The organism is Pontibacter sp. LHS1, from assembly GCF_058932855.1.
Genome location: NZ_JBZYWF010000009.1, coordinates 131,959 through 151,565 on the forward strand (window position 1 = coordinate 131,959; position 19,607 = coordinate 151,565).

The 19,607-nt window shown below is 50.4% G+C and carries 21 protein-coding genes; 8 read left to right on the forward strand and 13 right to left on the reverse strand.

The window, feature by feature from the left end:
- Positions 1-97 precede the first annotated feature (97 nt).
- The 3 genes from carB to AC5FXQ_RS16785 all read right to left on the reverse strand — a co-directional run bounded on the left by carB (position 98) and on the right by AC5FXQ_RS16785 (position 3,708).
- Positions 98-2,911: a carbamoyl-phosphate synthase large subunit gene (gene carB / locus AC5FXQ_RS16775; protein WP_493603567.1), complete on the reverse strand. Its 2,814-nt coding sequence runs from the start codon at positions 2,909-2,911 to the stop codon at positions 98-100.
- Positions 2,912-3,044: 133 nt separating this feature from the next.
- Entirely contained in the window at positions 3,045-3,245 is a 201-nt protein-coding gene (locus tag AC5FXQ_RS16780; RefSeq protein WP_493603568.1) for a helix-turn-helix transcriptional regulator, read from the reverse strand.
- Positions 3,235-3,708, reverse strand: coding sequence for a hypothetical protein (locus tag AC5FXQ_RS16785; protein WP_493603569.1), 474 nt, complete (start codon positions 3,706-3,708; stop codon positions 3,235-3,237). The genes AC5FXQ_RS16780 and AC5FXQ_RS16785 overlap by 11 nt, the downstream gene beginning before the upstream one ends.
- Before the next feature lie 307 nt (positions 3,709-4,015).
- Between AC5FXQ_RS16785 and AC5FXQ_RS16790 the strand changes: the two genes are divergently transcribed.
- The 6 genes from AC5FXQ_RS16790 (at position 4,016) to AC5FXQ_RS16815 (ending at position 8,838) form a co-directional block, all read left to right on the forward strand.
- Positions 4,016-4,237 (forward strand): hypothetical protein, encoded by a 222-nt coding sequence (locus AC5FXQ_RS16790; protein WP_493603570.1) that lies wholly within the window; start codon positions 4,016-4,018, stop codon positions 4,235-4,237.
- Between the two features lie 266 nt (positions 4,238-4,503).
- Positions 4,504-4,902, forward strand: a complete 399-nt coding sequence (locus AC5FXQ_RS16795; RefSeq protein WP_493603571.1) for a hypothetical protein — start codon at positions 4,504-4,506, stop codon at positions 4,900-4,902.
- 175 nt (positions 4,903-5,077) lie between these two features.
- Positions 5,078-6,106 carry a lysophospholipid acyltransferase family protein gene (locus AC5FXQ_RS16800; RefSeq protein WP_493603572.1) on the forward strand — a complete coding sequence of 343 codons (1,029 nt, stop codon included), beginning with the start codon at positions 5,078-5,080 and terminating at the stop codon, positions 6,104-6,106.
- Between the two features lie 24 nt (positions 6,107-6,130).
- Positions 6,131-6,442, forward strand: coding sequence for a hypothetical protein (locus tag AC5FXQ_RS16805; protein ID WP_493603573.1), 312 nt, complete (start codon positions 6,131-6,133; stop codon positions 6,440-6,442).
- Positions 6,443-6,617: 175 nt separating this feature from the next.
- A complete protein-coding gene (locus tag AC5FXQ_RS16810) occupies positions 6,618-7,235 on the forward strand; it encodes a hypothetical protein (RefSeq protein ID WP_493603574.1) in 618 nt (205 codons plus the stop codon).
- 88 nt (positions 7,236-7,323) lie between these two features.
- Positions 7,324-8,838 carry an HTTM domain-containing protein gene (locus AC5FXQ_RS16815; RefSeq protein ID WP_493603575.1) on the forward strand — a complete coding sequence of 505 codons (1,515 nt, stop codon included), beginning with the start codon at positions 7,324-7,326 and terminating at the stop codon, positions 8,836-8,838.
- Positions 8,839-8,884: 46 nt separating this feature from the next.
- Here AC5FXQ_RS16815 and AC5FXQ_RS16820 read toward each other — a convergent pair whose 3' ends face one another.
- From AC5FXQ_RS16820 to AC5FXQ_RS16835, 4 genes are all read right to left on the reverse strand, one after another.
- Positions 8,885-9,331, reverse strand: coding sequence for a hypothetical protein (locus tag AC5FXQ_RS16820; RefSeq protein WP_493603576.1), 447 nt, complete (start codon positions 9,329-9,331; stop codon positions 8,885-8,887).
- Between the two features lie 137 nt (positions 9,332-9,468).
- The gene (locus tag AC5FXQ_RS16825; RefSeq protein ID WP_493603577.1) at positions 9,469-9,936 is read right to left on the reverse strand and encodes a hypothetical protein; all 468 of its coding nucleotides are present in this window, start codon (positions 9,934-9,936) and stop codon (positions 9,469-9,471) included.
- 254 nt (positions 9,937-10,190) lie between these two features.
- Positions 10,191-11,450: a zinc dependent phospholipase C family protein gene (locus AC5FXQ_RS16830; protein ID WP_493603578.1), complete on the reverse strand. Its 1,260-nt coding sequence runs from the start codon at positions 11,448-11,450 to the stop codon at positions 10,191-10,193.
- Positions 11,451-11,515: 65 nt separating this feature from the next.
- The gene (locus tag AC5FXQ_RS16835) at positions 11,516-12,307 is read right to left on the reverse strand and encodes a phosphatase PAP2 family protein (protein WP_493603579.1); all 792 of its coding nucleotides are present in this window, start codon (positions 12,305-12,307) and stop codon (positions 11,516-11,518) included.
- Positions 12,308-12,464: 157 nt separating this feature from the next.
- Here AC5FXQ_RS16835 and AC5FXQ_RS16840 point away from each other — a divergent pair, with 157 nt between their 5' ends.
- Positions 12,465-13,007 (forward strand): DUF4864 domain-containing protein, encoded by a 543-nt coding sequence (locus AC5FXQ_RS16840; protein ID WP_493603580.1) that lies wholly within the window; start codon positions 12,465-12,467, stop codon positions 13,005-13,007.
- Positions 13,008-13,056: 49 nt separating this feature from the next.
- Here AC5FXQ_RS16840 and AC5FXQ_RS16845 read toward each other — a convergent pair whose 3' ends face one another.
- Together AC5FXQ_RS16845 and AC5FXQ_RS16850 are read right to left on the reverse strand one after the other, a co-directional pair.
- Complete coding sequence (locus AC5FXQ_RS16845; protein WP_493603581.1) at positions 13,057-13,536, reverse strand: GNAT family N-acetyltransferase; 480 nt, start codon at positions 13,534-13,536, stop codon at positions 13,057-13,059.
- Between the two features lie 88 nt (positions 13,537-13,624).
- Positions 13,625-14,089 (reverse strand): CHRD domain-containing protein, encoded by a 465-nt coding sequence (locus AC5FXQ_RS16850; protein ID WP_493603582.1) that lies wholly within the window; start codon positions 14,087-14,089, stop codon positions 13,625-13,627.
- A 233-nt stretch (positions 14,090-14,322) separates the two neighbouring features.
- Here AC5FXQ_RS16850 and AC5FXQ_RS16855 point away from each other — a divergent pair, with 233 nt between their 5' ends.
- Complete coding sequence (locus AC5FXQ_RS16855) at positions 14,323-14,916, forward strand: membrane-associated protein (RefSeq protein WP_493603583.1); 594 nt, start codon at positions 14,323-14,325, stop codon at positions 14,914-14,916.
- Between the two features lie 50 nt (positions 14,917-14,966).
- Here the strand turns inward: AC5FXQ_RS16855 and AC5FXQ_RS16860 are convergent, their stop codons facing one another.
- The 4 genes from AC5FXQ_RS16860 to AC5FXQ_RS16875 all read right to left on the reverse strand — a co-directional run bounded on the left by AC5FXQ_RS16860 (position 14,967) and on the right by AC5FXQ_RS16875 (position 19,547).
- Entirely contained in the window at positions 14,967-16,064 is a 1,098-nt protein-coding gene (locus AC5FXQ_RS16860) for an efflux RND transporter periplasmic adaptor subunit (protein WP_493603584.1), read from the reverse strand.
- 43 nt (positions 16,065-16,107) lie between these two features.
- The gene (locus tag AC5FXQ_RS16865) at positions 16,108-17,358 is read right to left on the reverse strand and encodes an ABC transporter permease (RefSeq protein WP_493603585.1); all 1,251 of its coding nucleotides are present in this window, start codon (positions 17,356-17,358) and stop codon (positions 16,108-16,110) included.
- A 179-nt stretch (positions 17,359-17,537) separates the two neighbouring features.
- Positions 17,538-18,782 carry an ABC transporter permease gene (locus AC5FXQ_RS16870; RefSeq protein WP_493603586.1) on the reverse strand — a complete coding sequence of 415 codons (1,245 nt, stop codon included), beginning with the start codon at positions 18,780-18,782 and terminating at the stop codon, positions 17,538-17,540.
- Positions 18,783-18,827: 45 nt separating this feature from the next.
- A complete protein-coding gene (locus AC5FXQ_RS16875; RefSeq protein ID WP_299708896.1) occupies positions 18,828-19,547 on the reverse strand; it encodes an ABC transporter ATP-binding protein in 720 nt (239 codons plus the stop codon).
- Positions 19,548-19,607: the final 60 nt, after the last annotated feature.

Below are 19,607 nucleotides of genomic sequence, written 5' to 3' on the forward strand. Positions count from 1 at the left end.
TTTGGAGGCGGCTTTAAAAACGTGGCTGTGACTCTAAAACACAAAAAGCCTTCCCCATAACGGAGAAGGCTTTTTTTCTCTTATCAGCAGCGGCTTGCTACACACTCAGGTATAGATTACGCTCAGAGTATACTTTCACAAAGTAATCGTCCTGCAGGTTGTCGATGAAGTAGATCGCCTCGCCAGTTGACTTCATTTCCGGACCGAGCTCCTTGTTCACTTCCGGGAACTTGTTGTGCGAGAACACCGGCACCTTGATGGCATAACCTTCTTTGTGCGGATTGAATTTGAAGTCCTTCACCTTCTTCTCGCCCAGCATGATCTTGGTCGCGTAGTTGATGTACGGCTCACGGTAAGCCTTCGCAATGAACGGAATAGTACGTGAAGCACGTGGGTTAGCCTCAATTACGTATACCTCTTCATTTTTCACGGCGAACTGAATATTGATGATGCCTACTGTTTCCAATGCCAGGGCGATGCGCTTCGTATAGTCTTCGATCTTTTTGATCACGTTTTCGCTCAGGTCGAACGGAGGAAGTACCGCGTACGAGTCACCGGAGTGAATACCAGCCGGCTCAATGTGCTCCATGATGCCGCAGATGTGCACGTCCTCGCCGTCGCAGATCGCGTCGGCCTCTGCCTCAATGGCATGATCCAGGAAGTGGTCAAGCAGCACTTTGTTACCCGGATGGTCTTTCAGCAGGTCGATCACATGGGCTTCGAGCTCTTTCTCGTTGATCACGATCTTCATGCTCTGGCCACCCAGTACGTAGCTTGGGCGCACCAGCAGCGGGAACTTCAGCTCTTTGCAAAGCTCCAGCGCCTCCTCAGCTGTTTCGATCACACCAAATGGAGGGTATGGAATGTCAAGGTCACGCAGCAGGGAAGAGAACGAACCACGGTCCTCAGCCAGGTCAAGCGCTTTGTAGCTCGTACCTATTACCTTGATGCCGTAGCGGTCCAGCTTCTCAGCCAGCTTCAGGGCCGTTTGTCCGCCCAGCTGCACGATCACGCCTTCCGGTTTCTCGTGTAGAATGATGTCGTAGATGTGCTCCCAGAATACCGGTTCGAAGTAGAGCTTGTCCGAAATATCAAAGTCTGTTGAAACCGTTTCGGGGTTGCAGTTGATCATGATGGTTTCGTAGCCGCACTCCTTAGCTGCCAGCACACCGTGCACGCAGCTGTAGTCGAACTCGATGCCCTGGCCGATACGGTTAGGGCCGGAACCCAGTACCACGATCTTTTTCTTGTCCGTTACGAGGCTCTCGTTCTCACCATCGAAGGTGCTGTAGAAGTATGGCGTCTTGGCTTCGAACTCGGCGGCGCAGGTATCCACCATTTTGTACACGCGCTGTATACCTAGCTCCATGCGCACGGCATGCACTTCGCTTTCGAGGCAGCGCAGGATATGCGCGATCTGGCGGTCAGCATAGCCTTTCACTTTGGCTTCACGCAGCAGCTCGCCAGGCAGCGTAGCCAGGGTATACTTCTCCATCTCCTTCTCCAGCATGTCGATCTCTTCGATCTGCGCCAGGAACCAAGGGTCGATCTTGGTCAGGTTTTGGATCGTGCTGGTAGGTATACCGATGCGCATGGCATCTTTAATGCAGAACAAACGGTTCCAGCTTGGGTTTTTCAGGTTGTAGATGAGTTCATCGTAATTGGTCATCTCTTTGCCGTCGGCACCCAGGCCGTTGCGCTTGATCTCCAAGCTCTGGCAGGCTTTCTGCAGCGCCTCCTGGAAGGTACGGCCGATACCCATCACCTCACCCACAGACTTCATCTGCAGACCCAATGTGCGGTTAGCGCCTTTAAACTTATCGAAGTTCCAGCGTGGTATCTTCACGATCACGTAGTCCAGCGCCGGCTCAAAGTAAGCTGATGTGGTCTTGGTGATGGCGTTCTTCAGTTCGTCCAGGTTATAACCAATGGCCAGCTTTGCCGCAATCTTCGCGATTGGATAGCCAGTAGCTTTAGAGGCCAGCGCCGAAGAGCGGGATACACGTGGGTTAATTTCAATGGCAATGATGGTGTCATCATCCGGGCTCACGGAGAACTGCACGTTACAGCCGCCTGCAAACTGCCCGATACCGTTCATCATCTTGATGGCCAGGTCGCGCATTTGCTGGTATACCGTGTCGGGCAGGGTCATGGCTGGCGCTACCGTAATGGAGTCGCCGGTGTGTACGCCCATCGGGTCGAAGTTCTCGATCGAGCAGATGATGATCACGTTACCGAGGTTGTCGCGCAGCAGCTCCAGCTCGTACTCTTTCCAACCCATGATGCTTTGCTCTACCAGCACCTCGTGCGTAGGTGAAGCATGCAGGCCACGGGTAAGGGCTGCATCGAATTCCTCAGGGCTATTAACAAAACCGCCCCCCGTACCACCAAGGGTAAACGAAGGGCGAATCACGAGTGGAAAACCAATTTCCTGCGCTATCTCTTTTCCTTCCAGGAACGAGGTAGCTGTTTCTCCCTTGCAAACATTCACCCCGAGCTCGAGCATCTTCAAACGGAACTTCTCGCGGTCTTCGGTGGTCTCGATCGCGTTGATATCCACACCGATGATACGAACCCCGTATTTTTCCCAGATGCCGGCCTTGTCGCACTCGATGGCCAGGTTCAGGGCTGTCTGTCCGCCCATGGTCGGCAGCACGGCGTCAATCTTATGTTTCTCCAGGATCTCAATGATGTACTTTTTCTCAAGCGGCTTGAGGTACACATTATCCGCTGTCACACTATCGGTCATGATAGTGGCGGGGTTTGAATTGATGAGCGTCACTTCTATACCTTCTTCACGAAGGGAGCGTGCCGCTTGCGAACCGGAATAGTCAAACTCGCAGGCCTGGCCGATAACGATGGGGCCAGAACCAATAATCAGAACGGATTTAATACTGGTGTCTCTAGGCATGTGCTTTGGTAGGTATAAATTGCCCAAAGTTACCGCAAATTGTTGGGGCTCACAAACTAAAAATGCACCCAAGGGCTTTCTTTTTTTAACACAGGGCACCCGTTATACCTGCGCCAAGAGTATTTGCAGCCTGTTAATCACCCTCCTCGAGCACAAAAAGCTCATTTACGGTCAAGCCGAAGAGGTTTGACATTTTAAGAGCCAGTAAGGTAGAAGGCAGGTATTTATTTTTCTCAATAGCGTTAATCGTCTGGCGGCTCACGCCCAGGACCTCGGCCAGCTGCTCCTGGGTCATATCTTTTTTGGCCCGCTCCACCTTGATGTTATTCCGCATCCGTCTCGAGTGCTTTGCGGACTTGATGGAGCTTATACCTGAACGAGATGTAGGTATAGAAAAGCAGCAAGGCTAGTGCGCCCAGCTGACCGCCCACATCAGACATCCTAAAAGGCCTACCTAATACTATTCCTATTGCATTTGTAATAAACGGAAGCATCAATACACCGACTATCAGGTAAAACACGCCGTTCATGAACGCCTGTAAGCGCAGGTGCTGCACCATTTCGTCTTCCTCCTTTTCTTTTGAAAAATTGAGTAGCGCCAAACCTAGAATGATGGGGTAATAAACCATTGGGCCGTTCCACTCCTCAAAAAAAGTCTTTGTATCCGTTATAATGCCCAGTCCAATAAGTGTCATGCTCAGCAGCATCATAAAAGGTATACCTATCACTAGCAGCAAAATTCCATACCACTTATAGTGGTGAGGCAGTAATTTGATTTCAGGCATTACTTCTTTCATATACTTTTTAGATTCATGTACGACAATGTTTACCAAAAGTAAAAAATATTTTACATAAAGCAAATATTGTTTTACATCATTATATGTTAAGATTTATTTACAATTGGCTCGACATCAAGCTACTGCAGCTCTTTTTATTGCTATAGTGAGTGGTAGAGGCGTCCCTTTCCTTTCGGAGCTGCCAATGTGAGGATGATTTGAATGTATGTCGCGGCGGCAAGGTAAAGCAAAGTCGATTCTTAACATGGGATACACACAAACCTTGCGACTGTGATACGTACACAAGGTATAACCTAACTAAATACCCATGGAAACACCACGCGAAGACGATTATATAACCAACTCCGAAGAAAGCGAGCGACTGCCTGACGAAAATCCGGAGCCGCTTGAGGGCGTAAAAAAAGAAGAGCGCGATATTATAGACGCTGAGCCGGAAGGTATAGAGGAGGGCGGCAATGCTGCAGCCAAAAATGAAGAAGACACCCGCAAACTTGACGGCAGTAACGCCAATAACCTGAGAACAAAATAAATTATTTTTCAGGTGCGAAAGCCGCAGATTCAAGCATCTAATGCTGCTATCTGCGGCTTTATTGTGTCCCCGCAGCACCATCAATAGCCTCAGAAATCCCAGTAAACTTGTTTTAGCATCGGGGAATAGCATAAATCGTGAAAACTCCCGCAAAACATAGCATTGCTATAATATTATGATAGCGTCATTTTATAATAAAAAGATTGACTCTACCATATTTATTCAGTATCATTAAGCTGATATTCACCGGTTTAATACCATGAGTTATGGTTTACTTTCAAACGGATTATCTGCTCGTAGAGTACCATGCGGCTAGCCATGTACTGCTAAGTCAATGGTATGGCAAATGCAGTAGCCTGCAGTACAGGCAGGCGCTCATCAGGTTGGTGAGGCTGGCTCGAGACTTGGGAGTGCCTTACGCCATTACTGACAGCCGCTTACTCGCTCCCCTCGACCCCGACGACCTGGCCTGGACCCGCGATGTATATGCCCAGGCTTTTAGCCAACTCCCCCTCAAGCGCTCCGCTTCTCTCAATCCATTTGACCCAGCCGCCAGCCGCCAGATTCAGCAGGTATTTGCCAGCCGCCCCTATCCGCTCCCTTTCGAAACCCGGGAGTTTGATGACCTTACCTCCGCTTACGACTGGCTCATTTCTGAGGAGTAAGTTCTATTGTTCTGATTTCCGTTCTGCCCCCTCAACTGGTAGCCATCCCATGGCTCAAGTGATATCCTGTTTCCATTTTCCTGTATCTGGCTATTCAGGATATTGTTTTATATTGTCAGGCTAAACACAGGCATATACCCCGGTGAGGTTATGCACATATTCCGGATAAGCGCACATGCTATACCTTGTTTTAAAGCTAATCTTACGCACGGGCCTTTGGGTGTTCTTCCGGAGGTTTGTGGTGCGCAACCGTCACCTGATGCCAGTGCGTGGACCGTTACTGGTAGTGGCTAATCACCCCAACACGTTTATGGATCCGATCGTGATCGCCTCGCTGCTCCCCCAGCAGGTGTATTTTATCGCAAAGAGTACGGTGTTCAGTTCGCCGCTGCACAACTGGCTGCTACACCACATGAATCTGATTCCGATTCACCGTCAGGAGGATGCGCCGGGCGTGCCAATAGACAATGAAGCAACGTTCAAGGCCAGCTACCAAGCACTGACTGAGTGCAAAACACTGCTTATTTTTCCAGAGGGAACAAGCTTTAACGAAAGGCGCCTGCGTAAGATCAAGACAGGCACGGCCCGGATGGCGTTGGGTGCTGTAGAGCACTTGCCTGAAGTGGTTAACCTGCAGATACTCCCTGTGGGGCTCAACTACTCCGACCCGACCCGCTTTCGTAGTGATGTGTTCGTGAATGTAGGCAGACCCATTGCAGTCGCCCCTTACCTGACCCAATACCAGCAGGACGAGAAGGGCACTGTCAACGAGCTGACGGATCAGATACGGCAGCAGCTTGAGAAGCTGATCGTGGTAACGCCCTCTGATAACGAGGACACGCTTATACGGCAGATCGAGCAGGTATACAAAGAGAAGCTGGCAGCACAAACACCCATCGAAGCCCCCCGTCACGTGCGCGACTTCCTGCTGACAAGAGCTATTGTAAAAGGGCTGGCGCACTTTCTGGAAACGCAGCCATTGCGGGTGGAGCGCTTTCGGGACAAGATGCGATCGTACACCCAGCAGCTTCAGTCACTCGACCTGCAGCGCCTCCCCACCGTGGAGGAAAACAACGTGCTGCTACGCCAGAGCCTGGCCCGCACCCTATTGCTGACGCTCACCATCCCACTATACCTGTATGGGCTTATCAATAACTACCTGGCCTATATCATACCCTCTAAAGTAGCTGATGCACTTACATAGGAGCAGGAGTTTAGAGCACCAATTATGCTGTCAGTGGGTATTTTTTCGTTTCCGGTATTATATGCCCTGCAGGCAGCTATACTTTGGCACTTCTGGCCCAACGCCGCATACCTGCTGCTATACCTGATCAGCCTGCCATTGTCAGGCTTTTTTGCGCTGCGCTACTGGAACACACTGCTGCGCGTGCGGGAACACTGGCTGCTGCTACGCCTCTTTCTGAGCAAGAGCCCGGTAGCAGAAAACCTGAAACGGCAGCGGCAGGAGCTTATCGATGAACTTGAGGGAGCCCGTAAGGAGTTCCTTTACCAGCAGGCAACTAACAAGGAGCCAGATTGAAAAGCCTTAAGCTGGTAAGTATTACTACGTATTATTTCAAGCTCCTGTCCTGAGTATTTAGCATCAAAACAGGATTTGGCCAGTGTATTTCCACAAAAAAACTATCCAAATAGCCATAGTTCCGTAAATAGGATACTGAAATCTAATTTTTACAGTATTACAAACAATAAGGACTATGAAAAAGACATTTGTAAACATTCTCGCCCTCTCATTTGTAGCAGCGACGGTAATGACAGGCTGTGCAGACACGACGACTACTGGTACTGATTCTGATGCAACAGATACCGACGTGTATGGTACAACAACTGGTACGACTACAGGTACGACCACCACGGGAACAACTACTGGAACTACTACAGGTACTACTACCGGTACAACCACGGGCACCACTACTGGTACTACGACTGGAACAACAACCGGAACAACAACCGGTACGACCACAGGTACTACCACTGGCACAACAACTGGTACTACTACCGGAACGACAACCGGTACGACTACAGGAACCACGACTGGTACAACCACGGGCACTACAACGGGAACCACTACTGGTACCACGACTGGTACCACGACTGGAACAACAACCGGAACCACTACTGGTACTACGACTGGAACAACTACCGGGACTACGACAGGTACAACTACCGGAACGACCACAGGTACAACAACAGGTACTACGACTGGAACTACAACCGGTACGACTACTGGCACTACAACTGGTGGTACCACAACTGGTGGCACTACAACCGGTACAACGACTGGAACAACTACTATGGGTACTTCTCCTCGATAGGAATTATACCCAGATATCTACAAGCAAAAAGGCAAGCACCTTATCGGGTTTTGCCTTTTTGTTTTTAAACTAAAACCCTTATTAAAACATGCACCAGCTGCAGCAATACCTGCGACGTGTTTTTACAGTTGACCTTCGGGCCCTGGCAGTCATGCGCATATGGGTAGCCGGTATTATCATAACCGACCTCGCTATACGTGCTACAGACCTCGAAGCGCACTATTCTAACATGGGTGTCCTGCCCCTGCATGTGCTGCATCAATTTGGCTGGCATCCTTACCACTTTTCCTTCCATACCCTAAGCGGCCTATGGCAAGTACAGGTCGTGCTTTTCCTGATCGCTGCCGTATTCGCCATTTTCCTGCTGCTCGGCTACAAGACTCGCACTGCTACTATTGTCAGCTGGATACTGCTCGTGTCGCTCCAAAACCGGAACACCTTCATTGCACAGGGAGGCGATGACCTGCTGCGTATGCTGCTCTTCTGGGGGATGTTTCTGCCATGGGGGAGATTCTACAGCTACGATGCAGCCAAAGCCCAAAAACCGGAACCACTACAAACCACCTACTTTAGCGCGGCCACAGCTGCTTATATCCTGCAGATCTTCCTAGTATACTTTTGCACTGCTCTGCTCAAGAGCTCTCCCGAATGGAACCTGGAAGGCACCGCGCTCTACTATGCCCTCAGTCTCGACCAGATCCTGATGCCAGTAGGCAAACTCATCTATCCATACCCTGAGCTGCTCCGGTTCCTGACGCTCACAACCTGGTACACTGAATTGCTGCTGCCCTTCCTCCTGCTGATCCCTTTCTATAATCATGTATGGCGGCTAGTGGTGGTGGGAGTGCTGTTCATGTTTCACATCGGCATCAGCCTGACGCTGTTTGTCGGCTTGTTTTACCTCATCAATATTGCTTCAATTTCTGGTCTCCTTCCTCCTCAGGCTATGAATTGGGTAGAGAGAAAACTGCTTACATCTTTCAGGAGGCCATTATCAGGTCAGTTTCAGCGCATATTCAAAGGTTTCAGAAGCCCGGCCCAACTACGGCTACAGATTAGCCTGCAGAAGCCACTGCTTTCTAAAAACCAGCTGCGATACGCCCGGGAAGGATTCGTGACTTTTGTGCTGATCTACTGCATCTGGTGGAATCTGTCAGGGGCAACTGCGCGGGTACCCGCTATGCCCGATTCAACAACCTGGTTTGGTAACCTTCTGCGTGTAGACCAACGTTGGGGCATGTTTGCGCCCGCTGTTTTTAAGGACGACGGCTGGTACGTGCTGGAAGGCCATACAGAAAATGGTCAGTTGATCGACCTGAACCGTGAAGGGAAAGAGGCAGACTATGCCAAGCCGGCCTCTGTTGTGAGCATGTTTAAAAATGATCGCTGGCGCAAGTACTCCGAAAACTATTTGTTTGTGCACTATGCGTTTCTGAGGCCGTACTACTGCAACTACCTGGTGCGTCGCTGGAACGAGGCACACCCGGGCAATCCTATAAAAGAACTGCAGGTGGTGTATATGAAAGAATATACCTTACCCGACTATCAACCCGTAACCCCTCAAAGAGAAGTGCTCTGCACCTGTGCTAATTTACCAGAGTAAACCAGTCACAGTTACAGAGCACAGGTTAAGATCCTTGTAGCAGGTATCAGCAGTTTTCATCATCGCAGGCGAGTGCGCTGCCCACGGCAGCGGCTACCAGGCCTCCCATCAGGTATAGCCCCACGGTCATCACACGGGTGCTGTTGGTGCGATTACTGGGGTCAGAGCCTAAGCCCATTGGCCCAGGTAGCAGCACGGCGCCCGCTCCGGCTCCGGCTCCCAGCAGACCGCCACGCAGCCAGGCATCTTTACCAACACCGGCAAAGCTGTAGTAGATAGAATTCGAAACAATATCACCTACCATGGCCCAGGCACGCAGGGAACTGCTTTCCGGTGGCTGCGCTCCTGCTTTCTTCATTGTTTTTGAAATGGCCCGCATCCCCAGTACGTCCATACGGGGTGCTTCAGGTACGAGCCGGCGCAGGGTTTCATGTGCGATCGTTATGGCAACGGCCCCTGCCAGTCCGCTTACCAGTGATTTACTTACTTCCATAGTATTCGCTTCTTCATAGAGTTATTAAGGTCGGTTTTGTTGCTATACGCAAGATTTGTCAGTCTGCTACAGGTATATGACACAAAAAGCCGGGCTGATAACCCGGCTTTTTGCCATGTAGCTTTATAAAGGAGCAATTATCTATTGCTACCAAGGTTCTTATTCAGGTTTTTCTTCAGCTTCTCCTGGGCGTTAGCCATTTTAGAGCCCATATTGCCTGATTTATTTTTATTCATTGAGTTCATAGCTACCCAGCCAGCACCCAATGCAAGCAAAGATCCGCCTACTACTTTCTGAGTTGTGCTCAGACCATTCACTTTATTCATCGTGCTGCTACCAAACTCCTGCAGCTTTCCCGACATCTTATTCAGGTTTTCTTTCTTGAAAGTGTCCATCCAGTTCGACTTGCCGGAAGAAGCTGACTGGCTATTTCCAGATGAATTTCTGGCAGAAGACTGGTTTCCACTAATAGCGCTTGAAGCTGATGACTGGCTTGAGCCTATAGAAGACTGGCCCGCACCCATATTCGGTGTATTTGATTGTGAGCTGCTCTGAGCTGTTGGATTCTGATTCGATTGCGAATTCTTATTCGTTTTGTTTTCCATAGGTAAGTTTCTTTTAATTAAACACATGTACACCCTGTCATATAACTGCACCTGCTGTTTAGACAGGGTGTCAGACTTATATGTATCGGTTTTTAGGGTACAGGGTTGCAGTTACCTCGCATATTCCCCTATGGGCACAAGTCCGGCCCGCTATAATCATATATGCACAACAGCGTTCATGTGAGTTGCCAAAGCAGCAAGTTTATAGACTGCCGCGTCCCGGGCTATACCCACACGACTGGCCTGCTTATGCACTATAACTGATGTGCTCTTAGTTTCTGAAGGGCTTCTTTTAATTCAGGACGGTCGTTTTCCTCTACTTCCTGCATCGCTTTTCGGGGTTGGTAAAACTGTAGAATATCCTGTCGCAGGGCAGGACTTGTTTGTTTGAATTCAGTCTTAGCAAGTTTTTGCAACAGCTCAGCATACGTCTCGTCTGTGAGTTTGTAGCCGCCGGGCTTTGTTGGCTCTCCTGTATCGAGCTGCATATCCTCAAGTTTAAGCTGATTCTGTTGCCTGAGCTGCTTTATAAGCTTTGTGTAATTTTCGACAGTGGTGTTAAAACTGTGGTAGAATATTTCTTCGGCCTCAGGTGTAGGCGGCTTAAAGGCGAGTGTCCGGAAAGGTCCTACTTTGGGAAGTACTTTGATGATCCAGGCGATGAAACGGGCAAAAATGTTAGGCCGTTCGTAATCTGTACCCCAAGCCTGGTTGAAATCCGAGCGCTTCATGTGGTAGTGAAACTTGCGGCGGGTTATGCCTGGGCTGGCTTCCTGTATGTCGCTCTTCTTGGCCTGCCATGCTGCTTTGGTCAGGTCCGGTATCAGGCCACGGATGGTATAGCGGTAGGTCCCGATCGCCAGTGGCACGTTCATAAACACATCATTCAGCTCAAGCCCATACGTCTCCAGAAAGGCGCGCTCCAGCAACTCTTTTGACACTTTAAATCCAATGAATGACTGGTAGGCTTCAGGCGCATAGTTGCCCCGGGCTACCTGCAACACATCAAATCCAAACTCAGTTTTGATATGCGACACAGGATCCTCGGCATAGGTCACATCCTGTCCATGCTCAGCTTTTACCTTAGGGTATACCAGTGCCACTGCCTTGTTCGTGCCCAGCGGATGCCCATGAATATCAGCATTGTAGTGCGATAGAGCTCCCAACGCAAAACCGTACTCTTCTATTGTAGTAGATGACTTGATAAGATTCTCGACAAAAGCACCACTGCGCACGTAATGTGTCAGGTCTGTGAAGAATGTGTTGCCAAAAGGAAAATAGCCCATATCCTGCACAATGGAGCCTCCATAGGCATGTGCGTGGGCTTTCTGCAGGTCTTCGTCGGTGGCGTTGGGAAAACGCTTGCGCAGCAGAGGCTCAATAGAGTCCTTCCAGGCGGCATCGATAATGGCCTGGTGCGTGAGTACGCCATAGGCGCGGACAGTAGTTGCCGTCAGCAGCAGGAAAAGCAAAAAGGACAGAAAGCCTAGCCTCGTCAGGGTGCGGTAGTTCATAACAGTGGGTATGCGTCAGGTGTTGTACGCAGAAGCCGGCACAAGAGATAGGGAACAGTCTATATTCAGGTAGAGGCCCGTAGCTTTTTGCGGGTCCTGAGGTAACTCATCACCTCCACGATGCTTATCCCCAAAAGCACCCACATGGCACCCAGCAGAAAGCCCGCCAACACATCTGACAGGAAGTGCACCCCTAGGTAGATCCTGCTGAACCCCACCAGTAAGATCAAAGCTCCTGCTCCGGCTAGCACTCCGTTGCGCAAGCGCCTCTGTTGCAGGTGGCGGTAGCCAAAATACGCCAATATACCCCATAGCGCCATACTTGTGGTGGCATGCCCGCTAGGGAAAGAAAAGTTATGTTCCGGATAGAAAGCCACTTCGGTAGGGCGATCGCGGCTGATGAACTTTTTGCCATACTGCACTGATAGCCCCACCCCAGCCATGGTAAGCCAGAAAGCCAGTACCGCCGTGTAGCGCCGGTTGTACAAGAACACAATCGTAGCCAGCCCCCCGACGGCAAAGACTGCCTCCCGCGTACCTAGTTGGGTAAGGGCATAAAAGGTTTGGCTCAGCCACTGGCTGCGCATACTGTAGAGAAACGCGGTAAAGGCTTTGTCAAGGTGCACCACTCCCTCCGACTCTACCACATCTTCAGTCAGTTGTGAAAGCAGTGCTGCATTTACTCCTATTACCAGCAACAGGATAGTCAGGGGCAAGCCAATGAAAGTGGTGGCATCAAAGCGGCGCAGCAGAAAGCGGGAAAGCCTGGGAAACCGGTGAAACAGCCGCTGCACCAGCGGCTGCCTGGCAAGCCAGCCACGTGTTGATTGAAAAAGATGTGTCAGAAAATGGTTCATACAGGAAAAATCCAACTCTTATACGCAATCTTCTCAATTTTATATGTCCCGCAGGCCATTTACCCTTAAAAAAGAGCTGTTTACATGGCAAAATGATTTATTAACAACTTATTAGCTCTATATAAAGTACATATTTAATATGAGAGGGTTTGAAAATATGTACGACAAACTCCTGCTCGGTGTAGGGGTTATTTTGCTGGTATTACTGTGGGTGCAGTTTCCGGCTATGCCCGAGATGAATGCGGAAGACCATGTACGCTATACCTCGGACGAAGCCAGGACGGTCATGAATTCAAAAGCCCGCTTTCTGAAGCCCTCTAAGGCACTTTCTCCTCGTCAGGTTATCAAAATACAGCTTCACGCCCTGCAACGAAACGACATAACCGATAGCGGTATTATCACGGTTTTTAACTTCTCGTCGCCAACCAGTCGGGTGAGTTTAGGACCCCTCAACCATTTCCGGATGATGGTGCGTGACCCTGCCTATAGCCCCATGCTCAACTTTGTTTCATACAAAACCGGCAAAATGGTGATAACCGATGACACGGCCTACCAGCTTGTCGTTATCAAGGGCGCAAGCGGAGAGCAAGTTCCCTACCTGTTCATATTGGCAAAGCAGCGAAAAGGCATGTACAAAGGCTGCTGGATGACAGTGGGCGTTGCCAGGCAGGACTCAAACCGCCAAACCAGCCTGATATAAAGCAGCTATACCTGCCGCAGGCTTATACCTACCCTACCTCCACAGATTTTTAAAGGGGCAATTCCATTTTGATGTCCGCACGCTCGTAGATGCTGGGTGGCATTGGCACTTCTACAAACCCCAGCCGACGGTACAGACTCAGCGCTGTTTCAAGCCTTCTGTTTGACACCAGGTATACCATACGGGCTCCAACTTTGCGGGCCTTCCGTATAGCCGCCTCTCCTAAGAGCTTCCCGATCTTCAGCCCCTGCGCCTTGGGTGTCACCGCCATTTTGGCCAGTTCGTAAACACCATCGCCATCGTTTATCAGCGCACAGGTACCTACAATCTCGCCTTGGTAGCTCGCCATCAAAATAAAGCCCCCCTTGTCTATGATGTAGCTTTGCGGATTGCCCAGTGATTTATGGTCGGCTTCCTCCATCACAAAATAGCGGGTGATCCACTCTTCGTTGAGGGCCCGGAACGCAGCAGCGTATTGGGGTTCAAAATCAAGTATCTTAACGGTAGCTTCAGTAGTAGCCAAGTGCATAGGGTATTCTAATTTGCCACAAAGGTACATCTATACCTGCCTTATTGTCAAACAGGCTAACCATAAACCTCACCGGCTATACTACCTGCTAGTTTTCACCACGTAGTAGCTGGCCTCGCAGCTCACCATCCGGATAGGTGCTACTGTGGATGTTCAGGTACCACCTGCCGTCCAGCAACTGCTCTTCCTCTGCCTGGGTGAGTTCCCTGGTTGTACCTGTTACTGAGCCAGTGTAGCTGTTCGTGTGATTTTCAATTGGTATCACAACCGGAGCATTCTCGGTGGCCAGGGCAGGGCCGTGGAAATGAATGCCCACCGTATTGTCGCCTGCATCACCGAGTGTCCAGCTAAAATTGTATGTCAGAATCCGGGTGCTCCGATCGTAGGTAGCCGTAAGTGAACCCGATCCGCTCGTGGCAACAGCTGGCACTTCATTATCACCGGACAGCTCTACGTTTGTGAATTCTATTTCGCTCTCAAGCATGTCATCTATATCTTCGTCGTCGTCACAGGCATAGGCAAAGCCACTCAGCAGCACCAAACAATAGAACATTACCCTCCTGACATTTATACCTTGGTATTTCATAAATCATAAAATCAAATTACTATAAATCAAATCCTTATATTATTTTACTTGTCTTGTCGCCAATTGTTAACTGTTGAGTGATATTTAGTGGGGTAGGAGAAGGCGCGTCGAATGAGTCTGAATAAGCCTGCTGGTTGATTGTGCTATACCTGATCCTTTCCAGACTTTTCGGGTATACACATTAAACCGAGTCTCACGCCATGATCTCCCAAACTATTCCACTCTGGTTACCGATCGCCTATACCTTGTTTCTGCTGGTACTGGTACCAGTTTATTGGAAGCATTATGGTCCGGGTAATTTCCTGTGGTTTTCGGATGTGGCGCTGTTCTCGGTGGGCATTGTGCTCTGGACAGAAAATCACCTTTTGCTGAGCATGATGGCCGTGGGGGTGCTGGGACTGGAGCTTGTCTGGAACGTAGACTATTTTGGTCGCCTGCTCTCAGGCAAGGAATTGTTAGGTTTAAGCGATTACATGTTCCACCGGGACAAAAGCCTGTTTTTGCGGGGGCTCTCGCTGTTCCATGTGTTCCTGCCGGCCATCGTGATCTGGCTGCTGATGGAGTGGGGTTATGATACCCGCGCCATCTGGTACCAGACGGCATTGGCCTGGGTAGTGCTGCCGCTCACCTATTTCCTCACCGACCCGAAAGAGAACGTGAATTGGGTATACGGCCTTGGCAGCAAGCCGCAGACAGCTATTCCGAAGGGGCTGTACTTTGCGCTGGCCATGTTGTTTTTCCCGATCTGCATCTTTATACCTTCGCATTTTATTTTGCAGTGGGTGTTTAACTAAAAGAAAAAAGCGGGCTTAGCCCGCTTTTTTCTCTCACCTTAAACAAACAATTAAATATTCTGCGGCGCATTCGCGTCCGGTACTTTCACTTTCTCTGATGTTTTTAGCCCTGATACAACCTCTATGTTGATGCCGTCTGACAAACCGGTTTTCACTTCACGTTTCTCGAACACCTGCGGAGCAGTTTCCACTTCTACATAAGATTTGTCTTTCTCGAACTTGAGCAGACTTTCCTTCACTGCCATTACATTCTCGCGCTTGTCTAGCACGATGTCGGCGTTGGCGCTATACCCGGCCCGGATAAAGTCTTTCGGGTCGAGCAATACCTTAGCACGGATCGGGAATTTGATGGAGCCTTCTTCCAGCACGCCTTTCGGGGCAATGTACTCCAACTCTGCATTGAACACCCGGCCTTCGATGGCGCCGATGGTCAGGAGCAGGTCCATGCCCTCTTTCAGCTTGCCTACTTCCGACTCGTCGATCTTGCCCTCAAAGATCAGGCTGCGCATATCGGCTACCGAGGCAATGGTCGTACCCTCGTTGAAGTTGTTGCGCTCGATGATGGAAGTACCCACCTTCACCGGCACATCCAGCAGCATACCATCAATGGTAGAGTAGACTAAGTTAGAAGCTTGTCCGCTGCGTTTGGAAGCGCCTTCGCGCACAAGTTGCAGGTTGCTCTCCGCTGACTGCAGGGCTTCGCGCTTCAGGTCATAATCAGCCTTATACTTGCGAAACTCTTGCTCTGCAATTGCCTTTTGCTCGTAGAGCTCCTGATAACGAGCCAGTTCACGCTTGGCCTCTTCAAAGTTGATGCGGGCAGTCTCCAGTGTGTTCTGGGCGTTGTTCACGTTCACGATGTTCGGCACGATCTTGATCTTGGCCAGCAGCTGCCCTTGCTTCACGATCTGCCCGGCCTCCACGTACAGCTCCTCCACGATACCCGAAACCTGTGACTTCACCTCCACTTCTTTGCGCGGCACGATAGAACCCGTAGCCACCGTTTTCTTCACGATGTCGGCCTCAAAGGGCTCTTCTGTTTTATACACGATCGGGTCGGTGTTGGCCTTGTTGTAAAAGTAGCGGCCCAGCCAAACAGATAAGGCCAGCATGACAATCACAAACAGTCCGATAAAAACCTTTTTCATAGGAGTATACTCAATTATGTTCTTGTTAATTCGATATCTAAAATTACTCTTCCTGCAAAGCCACGACCGGATTCACGCGAGCTGCCTTGGTAGCAGGTATAAGTCCGGCCAGGGCGCCGGCCACTACCAGTAGTATTGTTGCTGTCACAGCCACAGTAGGGTTCACCTCCGGCGGACCGAAGAAACCCGCCTGCACGTTGTTGTCGACCATAAAGCCTTCGATGGCCGCGATAAGCCCCGTACCGGCCAGCAAACCAATGTAGCCGGCAAAGCCTGTGATCACGATAGACTCCTGTATGATCAGGCTCACGATGGACAGAGGCGTTGCGCCGAGTGCCTTGCGTATACCGATCTCCTTCGTCCGCTCCTTCACCACAATCAGCATAATGTTGCCCACACCGATGATACCGGCGATGATGGTACCGATGCTCACCAGCCAGCTAAAGCCTGCTATACCTGCAAATAGCCCCTGCACATCCTGAAACTCTTTCTCCACATTGGCCGAGCCGAAAGCCTTCAAATCAGTTGGGGCAACCTTATGCCGTTTCATCAGCAGGGCTTTCACTTTCTCCTCCACCACCGCAGCAGCTATACCTGGCTTGGGCGTCATGGCAAAGAAGTTCACCTGGTTAGGCTGGTTAAAGGCTTGTTGCAAGGTCGTGTTAGGGATATAGATGGTCTGGGCGTCCTGCACCACTTCTTCGTCCTTGCCAATTGGTTTAAAAGTACCCACCACCTGAAAGTAGATGCCTTTGATGCTGATGTACTTGCCAATCGGATCTTCGCCTTCGCCAAACAGCAGCTCCAGGGTACGCGGACCCACTACCGCCACTTTGCGGCGCTCGGCCACATCTTTTTGGTTGATGAAGCGGCCACTCATGATATTGGTTGGCTTTACCTGCAGCACCTCGGGCGTTTCACCATTCACGGTAAAAGCAGAGCTCTTGGTCCCGTACACCACCGAGAAGCTACCTTGTAGTTGGTTACTTGGTGCAATCACGCCTACCTCCGGCACAAATGCCCGAATGGCGTCTATATCGTCGTTGGTCATCTGGATAAAACGGCCGGCTTTCAGGCCCATGTAAGGCACACTGGTACGCTGCGTCCACACAAACACGGCATTCTTGGCCACGTTGAACTCAGAGGTTATACCTTTCTCCAGCCCCTTGCCAGCACCCAGCAACAGCACCAACATGAAAATGCCCCAGAACACCCCAAAAGCCGTCAGCGCCGTACGCAGCTTGTGCTTCTTTACGGTGTTATAAATCTCGGTCCATTTATCAATATCGATCATGGGTTAGTTTTGAATGAGCGAATAAGTGATTGAGTGAATGTTTATATTTTAATTAAGCGATTGATTGCGTTAACTATTTTGATTTTTGTCACTAACTATACCTTCTGCCTATATAATATCCTGAATGAAGCAACACGAGCAAAATATTCACACACTCACTCATTCGCTCATTCAAAATTCTAACTAGCCCTCAGCGCCTCTATCGGTTTGATCCTTGCTGCTTTTAAAGCTGGCATCAGACCGGCCAGGGCTCCGGAGATCACAAGGACCAGAGTTGCCGCCAGCGCCACGCCGGGGTCTACTTCCGGGTTGGCGAAGAAGGGCGCTTCCGCACCCGACGATTCCATCAGGTATTCCAGACCAGCGAGCACACCTGTGCCTGCCAGCAAGCCGAGGTAACCCGAGAAGGCCGTTATAACCACAGACTCCTGCAGGATCAGGCTCACAATGGAGAAAGGCGTTGCGCCCAATGCTTTGCGCACCCCGATCTCACGGGTTCGTTCTTTCACGATGATCAGCATGATGTTGCTCACGCCCACGATGCCGGCGATAAGGGTGCCTATACCTACTATCCACACAAATATCTTGATGCCATTGAAGAGGCCCATCACTTTCAGAAATTCCGCCTCTGTGTTTTCCACCCCAATGGCCATCTTGTCTTCCGTTGAGAACTTGTGGCGCTCGGCCAGCAAGTTGCGCAGGCGGCCTTCCATGTCTTTGGCGCTCACGCCGGGCTCAGCTACCAGTGCCATCATCTGCACCTGGTTGGGTTGGTTAAAGGCAGCCTGCAGCGTTGAGAAAGGGATGTAGGCCCGCTCTTCGCGGCGGCTACTGTTGTTGCCGCGCATCTTAAAAGTGCCTACCACTTTAAAATGTATCCCTTTGATGTTGACATACTCACCCACCGGATCTCCCTCCCCAAACAGCACCTTGCTCACCTGATCACCGATCACGACTACCTTGCGCTTTTCGCGTTCGTCAATTTCGTTGAGTAAGCGCCCTCTAAACGGTATCTCCCCATTGATTTTAAGGAAACCTGGTTCAGCGCCGAATACCTGGTAAGAGCCGTTCTTGGTTTTGTAGTTGATCGTGTACTCGCCAAACACCCGGTTGCGTGGTGACAGTATCTGCACATTGTCCACGTCACGATGCACTGAGGTTATATCCTGGTTAGTCAGTTTTATCTCGCGGCCTGGCGACATACCCTTGTGGGCTAGTGCTGTCTTGCCAGTCCAGACATAGATGCTGTTCTTAGCCCCGGCCCCGAAACGGTTGTACACGCCATTCTCCAGTCCTTTGCCCGCGCCCAGTAATAGTACCAGCATAAAGATGCCCCAGAACACGCCAAAGGCGGTCAGGAAGGTCCGCAGTTTGTTCTTCTGCATGGTCCCGAGTATCTCCTGCCATTTGTCTAGGTCGAACATTTAATTGCTGGTTGTTAATTGTTGATTGTAGCTGTGTTGCCTAAGTTAACTTTTCGCGGCCACAGCCTCCGCTGCGAGTATCGCATCTTCTGCACTGTGGTCGTTGTGCACGATCAGGCCGTCTTTAAGGCGGATGACACGGTGCGTCTGAGCTGCAATGTCGTTTTCGTGCGTCACGATCACCACCGTCATGCCTTTGCTATTAACATCCTTGAAGATGTCCATCACGTCGTAAGAAGTCTGTGTATCGAGGGCACCAGTCGGTTCGTCAGCCAAAATCAGTTTAGGCTGCGAAATAAGCGCTCTGGCAATGGCAACCCGCTGTTTCTGCCCACCTGACATTTCGTTGGGGGAGTGCTCCGCCCAGTCTTTCAGGCCCACCATGTCGAGGTACTCTAGTGCCAGCTTGTTGCGCTGCTTGCGGCCCACGTTCTGGTAATAGAGCGGCAGGGCCACGTTCTCCATGGCGTTTTTGAAAGAGAGCAAGTTGAACGACTGGAACACAAAACCAAGAAACTTATTGCGGTAATAAGCCGCCTTCGCAGCCGACAAATTCCGGATAGGCGTGCCCGCCAAGGTATAGCTGCCACTGTCGTAGTCGTCGAGAATGCCGAGTATGTTGAGCAAAGTAGACTTGCCAGAGCCGGAAGAGCCCATGATCGACACCAGCTCACCCTCTTCTATGTGCATATCGATGCCTTTGAGCACATGCAGTTTGTTGTGCCCCACCGCATAGTATTTGTGTATATTTTCCAACTGTATCATAGGCGGCAGATAAAAGTGGTGGCAAATAAATTACAAGTAATTGCTTTGCAAAGTGCTCTA

What these genes read in the sequence shown, in the direction of transcription:
- AC5FXQ_RS16870 (WP_493603586.1), bottom strand. Translation starts at nt 18,782, where the DNA reads ATGTTCGACCTAGACAAATGGCAGGAGATACTCGGGACCATGCAGAAG.
- AC5FXQ_RS16785 (WP_493603569.1), bottom strand. Translation starts at nt 3,708, where the DNA reads ATGAAAGAAGTAATGCCTGAAATCAAATTACTGCCTCACCACTATAAG.
- carB (WP_493603567.1), bottom strand. Translation starts at nt 2,911, where the DNA reads ATGCCTAGAGACACCAGTATTAAATCCGTTCTGATTATTGGTTCTGGC.
- AC5FXQ_RS16875 (WP_299708896.1), bottom strand. Translation starts at nt 19,547, where the DNA reads ATGATACAGTTGGAAAATATACACAAATACTATGCGGTGGGGCACAAC.
- AC5FXQ_RS16805 (WP_493603573.1), top strand. Translation starts at nt 6,131, where the DNA reads ATGCTGTCAGTGGGTATTTTTTCGTTTCCGGTATTATATGCCCTGCAG.
- AC5FXQ_RS16835 (WP_493603579.1), bottom strand. Translation starts at nt 12,307, where the DNA reads ATGAACCATTTTCTGACACATCTTTTTCAATCAACACGTGGCTGGCTT.
- AC5FXQ_RS16795 (WP_493603571.1), top strand. Translation starts at nt 4,504, where the DNA reads ATGGTTTACTTTCAAACGGATTATCTGCTCGTAGAGTACCATGCGGCT.
- AC5FXQ_RS16780 (WP_493603568.1), bottom strand. Translation starts at nt 3,245, where the DNA reads ATGCGGAATAACATCAAGGTGGAGCGGGCCAAAAAAGATATGACCCAG.
- AC5FXQ_RS16815 (WP_493603575.1), top strand. Translation starts at nt 7,324, where the DNA reads ATGCACCAGCTGCAGCAATACCTGCGACGTGTTTTTACAGTTGACCTT.
- AC5FXQ_RS16865 (WP_493603585.1), bottom strand. Translation starts at nt 17,358, where the DNA reads ATGATCGATATTGATAAATGGACCGAGATTTATAACACCGTAAAGAAG.
- AC5FXQ_RS16855 (WP_493603583.1), top strand. Translation starts at nt 14,323, where the DNA reads ATGATCTCCCAAACTATTCCACTCTGGTTACCGATCGCCTATACCTTG.
- AC5FXQ_RS16790 (WP_493603570.1), top strand. Translation starts at nt 4,016, where the DNA reads ATGGAAACACCACGCGAAGACGATTATATAACCAACTCCGAAGAAAGC.
- AC5FXQ_RS16830 (WP_493603578.1), bottom strand. Translation starts at nt 11,450, where the DNA reads ATGAACTACCGCACCCTGACGAGGCTAGGCTTTCTGTCCTTTTTGCTT.
- AC5FXQ_RS16800 (WP_493603572.1), top strand. Translation starts at nt 5,078, where the DNA reads ATGCTATACCTTGTTTTAAAGCTAATCTTACGCACGGGCCTTTGGGTG.
- AC5FXQ_RS16820 (WP_493603576.1), bottom strand. Translation starts at nt 9,331, where the DNA reads ATGGAAGTAAGTAAATCACTGGTAAGCGGACTGGCAGGGGCCGTTGCC.
- AC5FXQ_RS16840 (WP_493603580.1), top strand. Translation starts at nt 12,465, where the DNA reads ATGTACGACAAACTCCTGCTCGGTGTAGGGGTTATTTTGCTGGTATTA.
- AC5FXQ_RS16860 (WP_493603584.1), bottom strand. Translation starts at nt 16,064, where the DNA reads ATGAAAAAGGTTTTTATCGGACTGTTTGTGATTGTCATGCTGGCCTTA.
- AC5FXQ_RS16850 (WP_493603582.1), bottom strand. Translation starts at nt 14,089, where the DNA reads ATGTTCTATTGTTTGGTGCTGCTGAGTGGCTTTGCCTATGCCTGTGAC.
- AC5FXQ_RS16845 (WP_493603581.1), bottom strand. Translation starts at nt 13,536, where the DNA reads ATGCACTTGGCTACTACTGAAGCTACCGTTAAGATACTTGATTTTGAA.
- AC5FXQ_RS16810 (WP_493603574.1), top strand. Translation starts at nt 6,618, where the DNA reads ATGAAAAAGACATTTGTAAACATTCTCGCCCTCTCATTTGTAGCAGCG.
- AC5FXQ_RS16825 (WP_493603577.1), bottom strand. Translation starts at nt 9,936, where the DNA reads ATGGAAAACAAAACGAATAAGAATTCGCAATCGAATCAGAATCCAACA.